Source organism: Mesobacillus jeotgali, from assembly GCF_031759225.1.
Classification (GTDB): Bacteria; Bacillota; Bacilli; order Bacillales; family Cytobacillaceae; genus Mesobacillus; species Mesobacillus jeotgali_B.
This window is the reverse complement of record NZ_CP134494.1, coordinates 1,742,630-1,759,279: the sequence shown is the minus strand read 5'-3', so window position 1 is coordinate 1,759,279 and position 16,650 is coordinate 1,742,630. Positions and strand designations below refer to the sequence as shown.

Sequence of the window (16,650 nt, the reverse complement as noted above, 5' to 3'; positions counted from 1 at the left end):
TAATTGTTGTTTTATTGCTTATCCTTTGGAACTACCTGGCAGACTGTGAACCGTTCTTCAGCAATTAGCTCGCTGGCAGCCTGCTTGAGATCCTCTAGTGTAAGGCTTTCAAGTACCGGCACAACATCAAACAGATCCATATCATTAAAAGCATAGCGTGTGAACTGGTTGGCTATATACTCCGGCGAGTTCACAGCCCTGAGGAAAGCGCCAATTTTTTTCTTTTTGGTCCGCTCGAGGTTTTCAGCTGTCAACCCTCGACCAGCTTTTGCTTCCATCAGCATGGCTTCCAGCTTGCTGGCCAGGACATCGGGCTCGTTCGTATCGCCTCCTACCATCGCAAAACCAAAGCCTTGCTCTTCTGTGTAATCGTATGAAAATGTATCGTCGATTAACCCGGATCCATACAATTCGGTATAATTCTCGGAGCTTTTGCCAAAAAGAATATCCAGCATCACATTGATAGACAGTTCTTTTTTCAGCATCTCCCTGCCCGATTCTGTTGGATTGGCCGCCTTGATTCCTACCAGGCATTTTGACGTCTGGACATTCATTTTAAGAACCTGTTTCTTTTCTGCCACTCCAACCTGTTCCTCATCAAACCTCCGCTGGATTTCAGGAAGATTTTTGTATTCCTTTTTTCCCTGGTTCTCTTTTATCAAGCCCATGATTTCTTCTGGACTAACAGGGCCCACTACGAACAATAGCATATTGCTTGGATGGTAAAAGGTTTCATAGCATTCATACAGCATATCCTTCGTTATATGTGAAATCGACTCAATTGTACCAGCAATATCGATGCTTACCGGATGGTTTTTATACATATTCTGTATCAGGCCAAAATACAGCCTCCAATCAGGGTTGTCATCATACATTGTGATCTCCTGCCCAATGATCCCCTTTTCCTTTTCAACTGTTTTCTCTGTGAAATAAGGTTCTTGAACGAAGTCAATCAGCGTTTCAAGGTTTTTCTCCACATTGGAGGTACTGGAAAATAAATAAGCGGTCCTCGTGAATGATGTGAATGCGTTCGCAGAAGCACCCTGCTTGCTGAACTGCTGGAACACGTCACCATCTTCCTTTTCAAACAATTTATGCTCCAGGAAATGAGCAATGCCATCGGGCACCTTTACAAAATCATTTTTCCCAGGAGGAAGGAAGTGATTATCGATCGAACCGTATTTCGTCGTAAATGTAGCATATGTTTTATTGAAGCCCTTTTTCGGAAGAATGTAGACATCAAGTCCGTTACTCAGTTTTTCGTAGTACATTTCTTCCTGAAGCTGTTCAAAAGTGATTTTCTCCATTATTTGTCCGCCTCCAATCCAGTTAAGAAGTAGACCGTATCAAGCTGTACCTTTTTGGCAACATCAACGATTTCTTCTTTTGTGGTTTTACTCATGCCCTGAAGCCAGTCATCGAGGCTGACATTTTGACGCGATACAACATTATGATACAGAACCTCTACCATCCCTCTTGCCGTATCCATAGTTTCAAGCATTTGGTTTTCGATCACAGCTTTCGTCTGTTCGATTTCCTGATCGGTAAAATCACCGGCTTGCATTGCTTCCATTTGTTCACGGATTATTTTTACAGCCAGCTCGAAATTTTCAAATTCAATGCCTGACATGACCATCATCAAACCTTTGTGGCTTTCAAGGCGGCTGGCGACATAGTAGGCAAGGCTATTTTTTTCACGGACGTTCAAGAACAACTTCGAATGGGAAAAACCTCCGAAAATTCCGTTGAAAACCTGGAGTGCATAATAGTCCTTATCGCCATAAAGCACATTTGTCCTGTAGCCGATATTCAGCTTCCCCTGCTTGACATCTTCTTTGTCCTTGACGGTTTTTTCTTCCACATGAACACTTTTCGAAGCTTCAACAACTTTTGGTGTACGCTGTTCGAATTGCAGGAGATCTTGCGCTATCGACTGGACTTCTGCCTCATCAACATCTCCGATAATAAACAGGTCAAGCTCATCTTCCGCAAAAGCTTTCTTGTAGTATTCGTAGAGATTTTTCTCGTCAATTTGCGGAATATCATCTATCTCGCCGTTAACATGTAGGGCATATGGTTCATCCTTGCACATTTCCTGTACGAGCCTGAAATTGGAGTATCGCATCTTATCATCATAGACAGCCTGAATCCGCTGTTTTAATGTCCGTTTTTCCTTTTCAACAGTATCTTTGTCAAATGCTTCATTTTCAGCCAGTGGATTCACCAGAATCTCAGCCATCAATTGCATTCCTTTTTTCAACAAAGGATCTGGATCACTCAGGAACTTTTCATTGGCAATTTCCAGAGAAAAACTCAGGACCTGATATTCTCCCTTTTTTGAGACATCAACAAATAAATTAGCACCGTAGAGCTCATCAAGGTAGGAACGGAACTTTGAAGTTGACGGGTAAGCCTTTGAACTGCTTTGCAGCACGTAAGGAAGCAGCGCCCTTTTCGTGACATCCTCACTGGTAAGCGGCGCCTTCATCTTCCAAACAATTGTATTGGTCTTGAATTTTTCGGTTTTGACGATATGAAGCTTGTAGCCCTTCATATCCTTGATACTTTCTGAAATGACAGCCATTGAAATCCTCCTTTATTTATAACACCATGACTTGTTTACAGTCTTTCTTCTTCACATGATTGATGTAAATGAAACATTCTTCTTTTATGTATACGTTGTGAAGTCTATATTTAATATTCCAATAAATATACTCTAACTATACCTTTCACATTCAAGCTAATTCAAGGAATTGGCAGCTGATATGGAAAAAGCTTCCCGAATAGGAAGCCTTTATTGCCTGGAAGCAGCTATTTCATCTTTCGCTTGAGAGTAAAAATATGTATAACCAGATTCAAATTTAGCCTGGTTTTTCCCATTTGCCTTTGCGCTGTATAGGAGCTGGTCAGTGTATCCAAGAAGCTTATCCGGCAAGGCTGCACCTTTTGAAGAAGCAATCCCAAAACTCATGGTGACACTCTCGCATCCCTCACTGAATTTTTCAGCTGACAATCTTTCATAGAGGTCATCAAAAAAGCGAATCTGACTGGTTTCTTCGATAGCTGGCAAAAGAAAGGCAAATTCTTCTCCGCCATAACGAAAAGCCTGTGCATCAAATTCCGTTGCCAGTTCCTGGAAAATCCTGCCAATTTTTTTCAGGATTTCGTCGCCGGCTAAATGGCCGAACTGATCATTGATTTGCTTAAAATGATCAATATCTCCCATGACCAGCAGGAAATTCTGCTTACCGCTAGTTAGAACCCTTAATTGTTCCTGGAAATGCCGATGATTGTATAATCCTGTTAAATAGTCAGTGAACATCAGCTCGTGAAAAATCTCTTTCTGTCTTAAATGCTTCCTTTCGCGTATGACGATTAGTGATCCAAAAACACCAATGATCCAAAGGAAGATGAGATTTAAAATAAAAACAAATGTAGTATTAAAATCAAATTGAGCATGTACGTAAAAAATAGTTGAATATCCTATCGTCAATGAGATGGAGGATATTATGGCACCTTTTGTCCTCCAGTAAATCGTCGCATGCATGACGACCAGATAAGCAATCGGAAAAAGTGGAGAAATAACTCCATTAGTCAAGGCAAGGAGCCACATTAACGCAATATAATCGAAAACAATTCCAGCCTTCGTCAGTAAATTGAAATACTCGTTTCCCGCCGACATTTTAACTAAAGCAGTCTGGGTTACGGCCATGTAGACAAATCCTATTGTAAGCAATAAAGGAAATGTTTCTTTCGTAAAATTCAGCCTGTCCGCCAGAGGAGGATAATAGAATACTAGAATCCCTACCAAGAAGAATATCCAGCGCAAATAAGAAAAAATCTTTTCCGTTTCACGATCATCCATATATAATGATAGCTTCATGTGCATGCCCTCTTGACGATATTATTTTTAGAAAACTTTTCCTTTATATTATCACATATGGAAGATTTAATCTAAAAAGAATGTTCAAATTCTTATGATAATACTATGATTAATATTTTCGCACATAAAAACAAAAGAGGCACCCCTTCGAGGTGCCTCTTTTCGCAATATACAATATTAACGTTTTCCACTGTCGAATGTTTCACCAACAGCTTTTGGAGCTTGTGAGGATTTGGAGAAGATTACGAGCGCGATTAATGTCACGACATAAGGGAAAATTTTCAATAAGATTGGCGGAATAACAGCCAACTCTGGAATTACTTGTGACACGTTTGCGATCGTACTTGCAAATCCAAAGAAGAAAGTTGCTGCCAGCACGCCTAGCGGTTTCCATTGTCCGAAAATCAAGGAAGCCAATGCCAGGAAGCCCAGACCTGCAACTGTTCCTGTGAATTCTCCTGACTGTGTGACAATGATCAAGGCACCGCCCAATCCGGCGAATGCTCCTGAAATAAGAACGCCGCTGTATCGGACTCTTCTTACATTGATCCCTGCTGCTTCTGCAGCCTGAGGGAATTCACCACATGAACGTAAACGGAGACCAAACTTTGTTTTGTATAAAATGAATGAACTTACAAAAAGAATGACTAATACAAACCATGTTGTTGGATACGTTTTTGTGAAAAACAAATCTCCAATCACTGGAATATCCGAAAGGAATGGAACGTTGGACGGTGAGAAACCGCTTGAGATTCGGATGTTTCCACTTCCAGTCATATTACGTGCAAGGAATACCGTAAGAGCAGTCGCAATCAGATTGATTGCCGTACCACTGATAATCTGATCGGCATTCAAATTTATGCTCGCAAACGCATGCAAGATGGAGAATAGCATACCAGCAATAATTGCAGCCAGCAATCCAAGCCAGAGGACCAAAGTGTGGTTGTCCAATACACCGCTCAGGAAATGGATGGATAGAGCGCCAGAGAATGCACCAATGACCATCAATCCCTCGAGGGCAATATTTACAATACCGCTTCTTTCACTAAAAAGTCCGCCGAGTGCCGTAATAAGAAGAGGAATGGTAAAGATAATCGCGTAAGGAAAAATTTGTTCTATTATTGACCACATCTTATGAATCTCCCTTCTCGACTACAGGACCACTTTTATCTTTGTTTGATTTTTTTGCCTTGAACTTGTTCAGCAAACGCTCAATCATTACACTCGTCGCAGCGAAGTAAATGATGATCGCGATAATAGTATTCGCCAATTCAGGTGGAATTTCGGTCATAGCATTCATGAATCCAGTACCAGAGTAAAGGATCCCGAACAGCACTGCTGCGAAGAATACACCAACAGGATGGTTTGCACCCAGTAGAGCAACCGCGATGCCGTCGTATCCCTGTGCAGGCAGAATACCAATTTGAATGCTAGAAGCATTTCCTGTGTACAATGCTACACCGCCGACTCCAGCAAGAGCACCTGAAATCAACATAGATAAAATGATGTTGCGGTTAACTTTCATACCTGCATATTCTGCAGCAAATCTATTGAATCCAACTGCCTTCAATTCGAAGCCTAGTGTTGTCTTATCGATGATAAAGGCAATAATGATCACTGCAATGACTGCAAGGAACAGACCTAAGTTGATATATGATCCATCGAACATTTCTGTTAAGAATGGTGTTCTCAAAGTTTCTGATTCTGCAAGTTTCTTAGATTCTGTTTCAAGGAATTCACCCTTGAAATAACCTGGTACAATATAGTAGATTGTCCAGTAGGCAATCCAGTTCATCATGATTGTCGAAACAACCTCATGAACATTGAACTTAGCCTTCAATAAACCAGGAATGAAAGCCCATAATGCACCTGCTACCAGTCCTGCAAGGACCATGACCATTAAAAGGATTGGCCGTGAAAAATCAAAAGTCAGGGCGACAGCAGTAGCAGCAAGGCCCCCAACCAGCATCTGTCCTGATGCCCCAATGTTAAAGAGTCCTGTACGGAAAGCAAAAGCGACAGACAAGCCAGTGAATACAAGCGGAGTTGCTGTAGCAAGAGTATTCCCGATACGCTCTAGGTTCTTCAGCGCTCCTTGAAGCAAATAGGAATAACCTTCAATCGGATTGCTGCCGATGAAAAGCATCAAAATGCCCCCGGCCACAAGACCTAGAAAAATGGATATTAAAGATACGATGGTATTTCTCATATACTTCTCTCCTTAGCCACGCCTGCCATCATAAGACCAACTTCATTTTCATTTGTTTCCGCAGCGATTACTTCGCCAACCAGCTCACCATTATTAACGATGGCAATGCGATCTGAAAGCTGTAGAACTTCATCAAGCTCCAAAGAGATCAGCAATACTGCATTCCCTTTGTCGCGATGCTCAATAATCCTTTTATGGATGTATTCGATGGAACCAACATCCAATCCACGAGTCGGCTGAACAGCAATCAAGAGTTTAGGATCAAGTTCAAGTTCACGCCCGATGATGGCTTTTTGCTGGTTACCGCCGGAAAGAGTCCTGGCAATCGACGCAGCACCTTCACCTGAACGCACATCGAAGTTTGTGATGATATTTTGAGCATACGCTTTCATAGCAGAATAATTTAATAATCCACGCTTAGAGAAAGGCTGTTTGTTGTAGATTTGAAGTACCATGTTTGAAACAAGTGAGTAATCAAGAACAAGACCGCGTTTTTGCCTGTCTTCCGGTATATGGCTGATGCCTTTTTCATTCCTTTGGCGGATTGGAAGGTTGGTGATCTCTTCTCCACCGACCAGGATCGTCCCCGACTCAGCTTTTCTCAAGCCAGTGATTGCTTCAACAAGCTCTGTCTGTCCATTGCCTTCAACCCCGGCAATCCCGACTATTTCACCAGCACGGACTTCCAATGAAAAATCTTTTAATCCCATAACTTTTCTATTATTTTTTACTGATAAAGAATCTATTTTAAGTACCACTTCACCAGGAGTACTTTCTTTCTTATCCACTTTGAAAGAGACATGACGTCCGACCATCATTTCGGCAAGACTAGCCTCACTGGTTTCTGCCACATTGACAGTCCCAATTCCTTTTCCGCGGCGAATGACTGTACAGCGGTCCGCAACGGCTTTAATTTCTTTTAGTTTATGAGTGATAATAATAATAGACTTGCCTTCATTAATAAGATTACGCATGATTTTCATCAATTCATCGATTTCTGCTGGTGTAAGGACAGCTGTTGGCTCATCCAAAATCAGAACATCTGCTTCTCGATAAAGCATTTTCAAAATTTCTACCCTTTGCTGCATACCTACTGAAATATCTTCGATTTTTGCATGTGGATCTACATTCAAACCGTAGTGCTTTGATAACTCTTCAATTCTTTTTGCAGCTTTATCAATATCTAGCACCATGCCTTTAAGCGGCTCACTGCCCAAAATGATGTTTTCAGTTACAGTGAAGTTGTCTACCAGCTTAAAATGCTGATGCACCATTCCGATTCCTAAACGGTTTGCGACATTAGGATTCGTAATCTTAACTTCTTGGCCATTAACTTTTATTACGCCGCGTTCAGGCTGATACATGCCGAACAGAACACCCATCAAAGTTGATTTTCCCGCACCGTTTTCACCTAACAGTGCATGTATTTCCCCTTTTTTAAGGGTAAGGGTAACATTATCGTTGGCTACGATACCCGGAAACTCTTTCCGGATATTCAACATCTCAACTACATAACTCATAGTAGCACTCACCTTTGTATTAGACTCTATACCTATAAGAATAGCGTAAGCGCCCTTGTCAGCTTCCCAAGCATTCACCGGGCACCTGGGGAAGTGATGCAATTACTTCCTTTTGAAGGCCGATTATTTGGAAGCCAGGCTCTGGAGCTGTACATTTCCATTTCGAAAAAGTTCAAAATTTTTCCTTTTTGAGTTCGATAGACAAAAGAGACGGAAGAGACCGTCTCTTTTGCACTATTTTACTTGAATAAATCTCCCTGTTCAGCAGAGACCTTGATTTCTTCAGATTTAACTTTTTCGTAAACTTCTTTAACCTTGCCCATAGTTTCGTCGCTTAGGTTAGGGTTTTTCTCAGGAAGACCAATTCCATCGTTCTTAGCATCGAAAGTCAAAGTTTCTCCGCCTGGGAATTTGCCGTCAAGTTCAGCTTGGACCATATCGTAAGCAACTTGGTCAAGCTTCTTCATAGCAGAAGTAAGGATGACTGACTTATCGCCATCATATTTACCATCTTCAAACTGGTCTACGTCTACACCAACGATCCAAACCTTTTCTCCAGCCTTAGCACGGTTTTTCGCTTCGTTGATCGCACCAACACCAACACCACCTGCAGCAGTGAAGATAACATCTACGCCACGATCATAGAATTGAGCTGCGATTTGTCCGCCTGCAGCAGCGTTGTCAAATGAACCCTGGTAAACTACGTTTTCAGCTTTGATTGTTACATTTGTATCAAGGTTTTCATTTGCATATTTAAGACCTTGTTGGAAGCCCCAGTTGAACTTTTGTACAGCAGGGATCTCCATACCGCCGATGAATCCAGCTTCGCCTTCTTTCAGTTCAACCGCTGCAGCTACACCAGCAAGGAAGCCTGACTCGTGCTCTGCAAAGAATACAGCTACAGTGTTATCTTTAACAACTGGGTTGAAATCTCCATTGTGCGGATTTCCATCAAGAATGACGAATTTAGCATCTTCATATTTATCCTGGGCTTGGAAAACAGCTGTTTCGAATTTAAAGCCCGGTGTAACGATGAACTTATATTCTGCATCGTATAAGTTACCAATTTCTTTTAAGTATTCTGCTTCAGTAGTTCCTGCTGGCTTTAGGTACTTTGTCTTTACGCCGAATTCTTCTTCAGCCTTAAGGATTCCTTCCCAAGTACCTTGGTTGAAAGACTTGTCATCAATCGTACCTGCGTCAGTGACCATACCTACTCTTAAGTCTGACTCCTTGCCCTTAGAACTGCCGCCTTCGTCGTCGCTTCCGCAACCTGCCAACATTGTACCTGCTGCTAAAAGCAATGACATTACCAAACCAAATTTACGCTTTTTCAAGGTTTGTACCCCCCAGAGAATGTTTGTGATTTCGCAGGAATGTTCTGAAAAACCAATCAGTTAGCGTTTTCATTTCCTTTAAAAAAATTAAATTCTTTTTCTAAGGACATGAAAACTGAACTTGTCGGCTTTAAAGTAATTAACCGAATAAAGAATCGGAACATCGTTTTCATCGAAATGCATCTGTTTTAAAACAAGCAGTGCAGTTTCCGGCTCGCATTCAAGGATGGGCGAAATCTTCTCGTGATAGCCAATTGGCTCAATTTGAGCTACTGCGTAAGTTACCTTCCGGTTCGATTTAACTTCAAGTAGATGAAGCAATGACTCATCTTCAAAAGAAGAATCTTCCGGCAGGATGCTTGAAGGAATCTTGTCTAGACAATAGACAACAGGTTCCCCGTTAGCAGTTCTGACCCTTTCAACCAGTGTGATTTCATCATCATGCGAACATGAAAAACGTCGGATATCTTCTTCGGTTGGCCCAGTAGTCGTTGAGTTCAAGAAGATTGTACCAGGCTTCATCCCTGCATGCTCAATCATGCCCGTCACGCTGTTCAGCTGTTCAATTCCTGACTCAAACAACGGTTTGGCGTTGACAAAAGTCCCTACACCATGCCTGCGAACTATGACATTTTCTTCTTCAAGTATTCGCAATGCTTCCCTTAGTGTAGCCCTGCTGACTCCAAGCTGTTTGGCAAGATCGAATTCTGAAGGTAATTTTTCTCTTTCTTTATATATACCTTTTTGAATATCTTGCTTCAGGTGATCGATTACTTGTAAATACAGGTGCCGGTTATCTGACTTGATCGACATGAGGCGTTCCTCCAACCTTTGCTCAAGACATCAGACATCTGATGTATAGCATTCCTACTAATCGAAAATACTATAACACTTTTTTCGAGATAAATAAATAGTGTTTCAACAATTTGTCGAAAAAAGCTAGATTGACCAAAATTGTCATATTTTCCGGGACGATAAACCTATTTTTTTGCTATAATAAGATTTTGTAAGCGGTTTTAATAGTATGACACTATTATTTTACCTATAGGAGTTTTATCCTGCATACACAGCAAAAGTCGGGTGTGAGCACCCGACTTTTGTCTTTTTTAAATGCATGATTTTATGCCTCTTCAGACTTAGCCACAAGGACGGTCCTCGGCTTGCTTCCTTCATAAGGCCCAACGACGCCGCGCAGCTCCATTTCATCAATCAGTCTTGCTGCACGAGAATAACCTATCCTGAACCTTCTCTGAAGCATCGAAACAGAAGCGGTTTGCATTTCCACTACAAGATCGACAGCATCTCCGTACAAATCATCCTCTACCTCTGATGTGTTCTCAGGAACATCCTCAGGTATCATTTCCTCCTGATACTGGGCTTTCTGCTGGCCAATGACATAGTTTACAACCTCTTCCACCTCTTCATCCGACAAGAACGCTCCCTGCACCCTCACAGGCTTCGATGACCCGACAGGCAGGAACAGCATGTCCCCTCTTCCCAGCAGCTTCTCAGCACCGCCCATATCAAGTATTGTTCTTGAGTCTGTCATTGAAGAAACGGCAAAGGCAATTCTTGATGGGATATTCGCTTTGATTACCCCTGTAATGACATCAACAGACGGTCTTTGAGTAGCTATGATCAAATGGATCCCGGCAGCACGGGCCATTTGAGCCAGCCTGGTGATGGAATCTTCTACATCTGAGGACGCGACCATCATCAAGTCTGCCAGCTCGTCCACAATTACTACAATGAACGGAAGCAATGGTTGGTTCGCTTCTTCCTCGCTATTATACCTCTTGATATATTCATTGTAGCCTTCTATATTCCTTGTTCCCGTGTGTGAGAAGAGCTCATAGCGCCTTTCCATCTCACTGACCACTTTCTTGAGTGCCTGCGATGCTTTCTTTGCATCTGTCACAACCGGAGCCAGTAGATGCGGGACACCATTATAAACATTCAACTCTACCATCTTGGGGTCAATCATCATCAGTTTGACTTCATGTGGCTTCGCCTTCATCAGGATACTGGTGATAATTCCATTAATACACACACTCTTACCGCTTCCTGTAGCACCGGCAACAAGAAGGTGAGGCATTTTATTCAGTTCGGCAAGCACTGCTTCACCCGTAATATCACGTCCCAAACCAATTTGGAGTTTGGAACCTGGTTTGTTATGCTGCTTCGACTCGATCACTTCTCGTAAAGAGACCATTGCTACTTCTGAATTCGGAACTTCTATGCCAATTGCTGATTTTCCCGGTATTGGAGCTTCAATCCTGATATCCTTGGCAGCCAATGCTAAGGCCAAATCATCATTAAGACTTACAATTCTGCTTACCTTGACACCGACATCAGGGTGGACTTCATATTTCGTTACCGCCGGTCCTAGATGAACCTGAGTCACTCTTGCTTTTACTCCGAAGCTGTGGAATGTGCGTTCCAGCTTGGCCGCATTGGCGTGAATCATTTCATATTCACCGCTCTGGTCTGTTTTATTCGGCAGTTTCAATATATCGATTGGCGGAAGTTCATAAGAGGTATTCTCAACTTCAGTAAAAGTAATATTCTGCGGCAACTCTTCCGCCTCATCTTCTGTATCACTTGCAGCTTTTGTCTTCTTCTCTGTCTGCTGAGGTTGAGAATCAGCAGGATTTGCATAAGCTCGCTCCGCAAAGCTGGAGATGATAGGCTCCGGAGCTGGCTCATCGGCGAGTTCAATAGTTTTTTCAACAGGCACTTCCTGTGCAGCTGTTTGGCTGCTCTCGCTTTTAGCTTGCTTCGCCTGTTGTCTTTCTGTCTTTTTATGCTGTTGATTCTCTCTCCAGTGCTTAAGGTCTTCGATGAATGAAAACCATTGGTCCCTGATAAAGCTTCCGATTGGTGTCAGGATTTTGCCGGCAACTTCACTGAATGTTTTGCCTGTGACAAGAATGGCACCAATGATGATTAACAGGAAGGCAATCAACTGAGATCCCGCCGCATCAAACAAAAAGTAAAACAGAGCAAACATCACAGCCCCAATCATCCCGCCTCCGAGATCATTCGTGCTAGTCTCTCCTTTTGCCTCCATCACATATAATTCAAAAGTGTTTTTAATGACACTTGGATCCTCAAACTTGCCGCCATTGGATAAAAGTTCGAATAATGTCACATGGCTTAAAAGCAGGATTGCACTTACAATCAGGTATGTACCAATCAATTTAGTGTGGAATATAAAAGGCAAGCTTCGTTTCCACATGATGAAAATACTGAACACGACCAGCCCTACGAGACTGAGCATATACCATTCTCCGAAGAAAAAGCGGAAGAACATCACGACGGCTCCTCCGACAGCTCCCAAATCCGCCATCGCTATGATGGCTAATGCGAGCAGCGCTAGCCCGGCAAGTTCATATTGAACAGTTGTTTTCAATGTATTCTTCTTTCTCGATTGCCGTCTTTTCTTTTTGGCCATTTTATCACCTGAACTTTTATAGCTTCACTATCAGCATAATCAACTAGCCTATTCTTCAAACTTTAGTAAGAAGAAAAGCAGCCTTATTCGGCTGCTGATGCTTTAGTGTATCCATATTATATCATATTTGCCAGTTGAAACGGCACAATCGATTTTTTAAAATAGACAGCGCTGCTGATCTTTTCGCGGGGTGCTTCGGTCGTGCGGAAAGGTTTTCCATTGCAGTCACGTCAAACAATGTATAGCTAAGAGAGAGTAATGGTAGAACCAGGCAAACAGGAGGGCTCCATATAATGGTTTGGGTCAGTACTCATTACCCTGACTACCCGGTACTCGTGATTCTCTGTATATTCAGCCATGATAGGAATTCCGTTATAGCTGATCATGACCTGGTTAACGGCTCCCTCTTCACTCGGCGGGAATACCTGTTCATGTGGCATCATCGTGTAGAGGATCATTGTACAATCACTTCTGACTCTTGTTTATTCATATCAATTAATTCATTTAATTTTTTCATCGCCTGGCCTATTCCTCCGACTTCATGGATCAAACCGGTCTTCACTGCATCATGGCCGACAACATTCGTTCCGATGTCCCTTGTCAGGTTACCTTTGGCAAACATCAACTCTTTGAATGTTTCTTCAGTAATATTGGAATGTTTCGTAACAAAATTCACAACTCTATCCTGCATCTTATCGAGATATTCAAATGTTTGCGGAACACCGATGACAAGTCCAGTCAGCCTTACTGGATGAATTGTCATTGTCGCGGTCTCAGCAATGAACGAATAATCACAGGAAACTGCTATAGGCACTCCGATGGAATGACCGCCACCCAGCACGATAGAAACGGTCGGCTTGGATAAAGATGCCAGCATCTCTGAAATTGCCAGCCCTGCTTCCACATCGCCGCCCACAGTATTCAAGATGACAAGCAGTCCTTCAATATTCTGGTTTTGTTCAATTGCAACTATTTGTGGGATCAAGTGTTCATATTTTGTCGTTTTATTATGTGGTGGAAGCTGCATATGTCCCTCGATTTGTCCAACAATTGTCAAACAATGGATCTTCGAATCTTGGGAAAGCTGGGGGACATTTGTCTGACCAAGCTGCTGAATCTTTTCAAGAAGGCCTGATGGTTTTTCCTTATCCCCCTGCTGGCCCTCCTGGTTTTCAGAACTGAATTTATTCATATCGTTATCCATCCTTTTATGCTCCCTTCAGGCATGATAATTTTAGTATGAACATCATCATCAATTTCATTCCGCGTCCAAAGGTGGCTGAAGAATAAAGTCGGGAAGCAAAAAAGATACTGGTGTTTGAGCCAGTATCTTTTCCAATAATTATTTAACCTCCATGATGATCGGCATGATCATTGGGCGGCGTTTTGTTTTTTCATATAAATATTGGTGAAGGGAGTCCCGGATATCCTGTTTTAAACTATTCCAATCGAAAGAGCCTTTATTAGCATTTTTCTCGACGATTTCTCTTACAAGTGCAGCAGAATCATTCATCAGCTTCTCTGATTCGCGCACATAGACGAAGCCGCGCGAGATAATTTCCGGTCCGGCAATAATCTTCCTGTCGGTTTTATTCAGTGTCACCACTACAAGTAAAACGCCGTCTTGAGATAGCAGTCTTCGGTCTCGGAGAACAATGTTTCCTACATCTCCAACCCCGATTCCATCAATCAATGTATTCCCGGCGGGCACCTTCTCCGTAAACTTTAGTACCCCCCCTGAAATTTCAATCACGTCTCCGCGATCGGGGATAAAAATATTTTCTTCCGGAATCCCGCATGCTTGTGCTAGCTTTTTATGGGCCTTCAGCATTTTGTATTCACCATGTACTGGAATGAAGAATTTAGGATTCATCAGATTGATCATGAATTTCAATTCTTCCTGGCTTCCATGGCTTGAGACCTGGACACTATTTTTGCTGGATACTACATTCGCACCCGCACGGTAAAGCATATCCATGGTCTTATAAATAAACACTTCGCTTCCCCTTAAAGGAGATGCAGCAAACAATACTGTGTCCCCTGCCTGAATATTTACTTGCGGATGCACTTGTTTAGCCATTTTCTGCAGAGCTTCAATGGGCTCACCCTGACTTCCTGTGGTTAAAACCACCACCTGGCTGTTATCGTAATCCTTTAGTTCATTAACCGATATGATCAGATCTTCTTCTACCTGTAAATAGCCGAGTTGCAATGCGATATCAAATATCCGTTTCAAGCTATTTCCTGCCACTGCCACTTTTCGGCCATTTGCTGATGCACTGTTAAATAGGTGCTGGATCCTGTTAAGGTCAGATGCGAAGCAGGCAGCAATGATCCTGCCCTGTGCATTATAAAAGACGTCGGATAGTTCAGCGACTACGGTTGATTCAGAAGGTGTATGTCCAGGTCTTTCAGCCTCAGTACTGTCAGAAAGCAGGCAGAGAACACCTTTTTCACCTATTGCAGCCATCTTGCCAACTTCAGGTTTGTATAGCGGAGCTGCTGCCTGGTCAAATTTAAAGTCCCCTGTATGTACGATTGCACCTTCAGATGTATGAATGCTAATGCCGACTGAACCAGGGATGCTATGATTGGTTTTAAAAAAGGAAACAGAAACTTTGTCGAAATCCACTACTGTATCTGCATTAATTTCACGAAAGTCAGCCGAACCAGTGAAATCCTGTTCTTTCATTTTTTCCTTTGCCAGGGCGATCGTTAGCTTTGTTCCGTAAACCGCTACATTGATTTTGCGTAAAATATAGCCTAATGCACCTATATGGTCTTCATGCCCGTGCGTAAGGAAAATTGCTTTCACCCTATCACTATTCGAAACCAAATAAGTAAAATCAGGTATGACCACATCAATCCCGAGCATCTCATCCTCAGGAAACATCAAGCCCGCATCAACCACAAAAATATCACCGTCCACTTCGGTGATGTACATATTCTTGCCGATTTCCCCCACTCCACCAAGTGGAATAATCTTAATACTCTCGTTTTTTGCTATCAATTCCGTGCTCCTCCTGTGCTGTAAAAATCCGAACCATTATCAGTTAAAATCATTATACTTGATGACAGAAAATCTTTACAACTTTATTCAATCGCCTCTGGTGTAGGAATTAACATCTCTCTCTTTAGAAGGATTACTGCTTTTACCGTTCGGGCTCTGTAACCTGGTTTTCGGGCAATGCAGGGACTCTGCTTTTACCGTTTGAGCTCTGGAATCCAGTTTTCGGGCAATGCACTGGCCCTGCTTTTACCGTTTGAGTTCTGGTATCCAGTTTTTGGGCAATGCAGGGGCTCTGCTTTTACTTTTAAATAAAAAAAGGCCAACCCACTGGCTGGCCTTATGTTCTATTGAAAAAGTTTGGCTACTGCTGATCTTTCTTGTTCTGTTAAAGGCACCATTGGTAAACGAACGGAACCGACATCAAGGCCTTTTAGCTGCAATGCCGTTTTGACAGGCGCCGGGCTTGGAGCAGCGAAGAGTCCTTCCATGATCGGAAGCAGGCGTTGATGCATTTTTGCAGCGTCCGCATTTCTTCCGCTGAAGAAAGCATCGACCATTGCTTGCATCTCGTTTCCAATCACATGTGATGCAACAGAGACAATACCTGTACCGCCGATTGCGAGAACCGGCAGGGTCAATCCGTCATCACCACTGTATAAAAGGAAATCATCTGGTGTATTTGCAATGATTTTAGTCATGGCATTCAAGTCACCACTAGCTTCCTTTACAGCGACAACATTTGGGATTTCAGCCAGCTTGATCACTGTTTCGGGCAGGATATTCACGACTGATCTTCCCGGAATATTGTAAACCATCACAGGCAGAGATGTAGCTTCTGCTGCTGCTTTAAAGTGCTGGTATAAGCCTTCCTGGTTCGGCTTGTTATAGTATGGTGCTACGATCATGATTGCATCTACACCAATTTCTTCTGCCTTTTTTGTCAGTTCGATGGTGGCATAGGTGTTATTGCTGCCTGTTCCTGCAATGACAGGCACCCTCTTGTCTACAACCTTCACGACGTGCTGGAATAATGCGATTTTCTCTTCTTTGGAAAGAGTCGGGGATTCACCTGTTGTCCCTGCAACCACGAGTGAATCTGATCCGTTATCAATCAAATGGTTAACTAGCTGGGTCGTTTTAGCGAAATCAATGTGACCTTTGTGATCAAATGGGGTCACCATTGCTGTGGATACTCTTCCGAATTGAACCATTCCTGTTCACTCCTCTTCTGAAAGGC

General features: G+C 42.6%; 13 protein-coding genes. All 13 read right to left on the bottom strand.

Features of this window, described 5'->3' with window-relative positions:
• Positions 1–11 precede the first annotated feature (11 nt).
• The 13 genes from yfmH to dapA all read right to left on the bottom strand — a co-directional run bounded on the left by yfmH (position 12) and on the right by dapA (position 16,624).
• Complete coding sequence (gene yfmH, locus RH061_RS08665) at positions 12–1,307, bottom strand: EF-P 5-aminopentanol modification-associated protein YfmH (protein ID WP_311075404.1); 1,296 nt, start codon at positions 1,305–1,307, stop codon at positions 12–14.
• Positions 1,307–2,584 carry an EF-P 5-aminopentanol modification-associated protein YfmF gene (gene yfmF, locus RH061_RS08660; RefSeq protein WP_311075402.1) on the bottom strand — a complete coding sequence of 426 codons (1,278 nt, stop codon included), beginning with the start codon at positions 2,582–2,584 and terminating at the stop codon, positions 1,307–1,309. Before yfmF ends, yfmH begins: the two co-directional genes overlap by 1 nt.
• A 210-nt stretch (positions 2,585–2,794) precedes the next feature.
• Complete coding sequence (locus RH061_RS08655) at positions 2,795–3,883, bottom strand: GGDEF domain-containing protein (RefSeq protein ID WP_311075401.1); 1,089 nt, start codon at positions 3,881–3,883, stop codon at positions 2,795–2,797.
• 177 nt (positions 3,884–4,060) lie between these two features.
• The gene (locus RH061_RS08650; protein ID WP_311075399.1) at positions 4,061–5,014 is read right to left on the bottom strand and encodes an ABC transporter permease; all 954 of its coding nucleotides are present in this window, start codon (positions 5,012–5,014) and stop codon (positions 4,061–4,063) included.
• Position 5,015: 1 nt separating this feature from the next.
• Positions 5,016–6,092: an ABC transporter permease gene (locus RH061_RS08645; protein ID WP_311075397.1), complete on the bottom strand. Its 1,077-nt coding sequence runs from the start codon at positions 6,090–6,092 to the stop codon at positions 5,016–5,018.
• The gene (locus RH061_RS08640; protein WP_311075396.1) at positions 6,089–7,612 is read right to left on the bottom strand and encodes an ABC transporter ATP-binding protein; all 1,524 of its coding nucleotides are present in this window, start codon (positions 7,610–7,612) and stop codon (positions 6,089–6,091) included. Before RH061_RS08640 ends, RH061_RS08645 begins: the two co-directional genes overlap by 4 nt.
• Positions 7,613–7,851: 239 nt before the next feature.
• Complete coding sequence (locus RH061_RS08635) at positions 7,852–8,949, bottom strand: BMP family lipoprotein (RefSeq protein WP_311075394.1); 1,098 nt, start codon at positions 8,947–8,949, stop codon at positions 7,852–7,854.
• Positions 8,950–9,036: 87 nt separating this feature from the next.
• A complete protein-coding gene (locus RH061_RS08630) occupies positions 9,037–9,762 on the bottom strand; it encodes a GntR family transcriptional regulator (protein WP_167832865.1) in 726 nt (241 codons plus the stop codon).
• A gap of 307 nt (positions 9,763–10,069) precedes the next feature.
• Positions 10,070–12,403: an FtsK/SpoIIIE family DNA translocase gene (locus RH061_RS08625; RefSeq protein ID WP_311075391.1), complete on the bottom strand. Its 2,334-nt coding sequence runs from the start codon at positions 12,401–12,403 to the stop codon at positions 10,070–10,072.
• A gap of 245 nt (positions 12,404–12,648) precedes the next feature.
• The gene (locus RH061_RS08620) at positions 12,649–12,861 is read right to left on the bottom strand and encodes a YlzJ-like family protein (RefSeq protein WP_311075389.1); all 213 of its coding nucleotides are present in this window, start codon (positions 12,859–12,861) and stop codon (positions 12,649–12,651) included.
• Complete coding sequence (locus RH061_RS08615) at positions 12,858–13,607, bottom strand: ClpP family protease (protein ID WP_311075387.1); 750 nt, start codon at positions 13,605–13,607, stop codon at positions 12,858–12,860. Before RH061_RS08615 ends, RH061_RS08620 begins: the two co-directional genes overlap by 4 nt.
• Positions 13,608–13,745: 138 nt before the next feature.
• Complete coding sequence (locus RH061_RS08610; protein ID WP_311076326.1) at positions 13,746–15,410, bottom strand: ribonuclease J; 1,665 nt, start codon at positions 15,408–15,410, stop codon at positions 13,746–13,748.
• Between the two features lie 347 nt (positions 15,411–15,757).
• On the bottom strand, positions 15,758–16,624 hold the full coding sequence (gene dapA / locus RH061_RS08605; protein WP_311075385.1) for a 4-hydroxy-tetrahydrodipicolinate synthase: 867 nt from the start codon (positions 16,622–16,624) through the stop codon (positions 15,758–15,760).
• Positions 16,625–16,650 lie beyond the last annotated feature (26 nt).

Excerpts from the sequence above, each read along its gene's own strand:
- yfmH (WP_311075404.1), bottom strand. The coding sequence starts at position 1,307 with ATGGAGAAAATCACTTTTGAACAGCTTCAGGAAGAAATGTACTACGAA.
- yfmF (WP_311075402.1), bottom strand. The coding sequence starts at position 2,584 with ATGGCTGTCATTTCAGAAAGTATCAAGGATATGAAGGGCTACAAGCTT.
- RH061_RS08655 (WP_311075401.1), bottom strand. The coding sequence starts at position 3,883 with ATGAAGCTATCATTATATATGGATGATCGTGAAACGGAAAAGATTTTT.
- RH061_RS08650 (WP_311075399.1), bottom strand. The coding sequence starts at position 5,014 with ATGTGGTCAATAATAGAACAAATTTTTCCTTACGCGATTATCTTTACC.
- RH061_RS08645 (WP_311075397.1), bottom strand. The coding sequence starts at position 6,092 with ATGAGAAATACCATCGTATCTTTAATATCCATTTTTCTAGGTCTTGTG.
- RH061_RS08640 (WP_311075396.1), bottom strand. The coding sequence starts at position 7,612 with ATGAGTTATGTAGTTGAGATGTTGAATATCCGGAAAGAGTTTCCGGGT.
- RH061_RS08630 (WP_167832865.1), bottom strand. The coding sequence starts at position 9,762 with ATGTCGATCAAGTCAGATAACCGGCACCTGTATTTACAAGTAATCGAT.
- RH061_RS08625 (WP_311075391.1), bottom strand. The coding sequence starts at position 12,403 with ATGGCCAAAAAGAAAAGACGGCAATCGAGAAAGAAGAATACATTGAAA.
- RH061_RS08620 (WP_311075389.1), bottom strand. The coding sequence starts at position 12,861 with ATGATCCTCTACACGATGATGCCACATGAACAGGTATTCCCGCCGAGT.
- RH061_RS08615 (WP_311075387.1), bottom strand. The coding sequence starts at position 13,607 with ATGGATAACGATATGAATAAATTCAGTTCTGAAAACCAGGAGGGCCAG.
- dapA (WP_311075385.1), bottom strand. The coding sequence starts at position 16,624 with ATGGTTCAATTCGGAAGAGTATCCACAGCAATGGTGACCCCATTTGAT.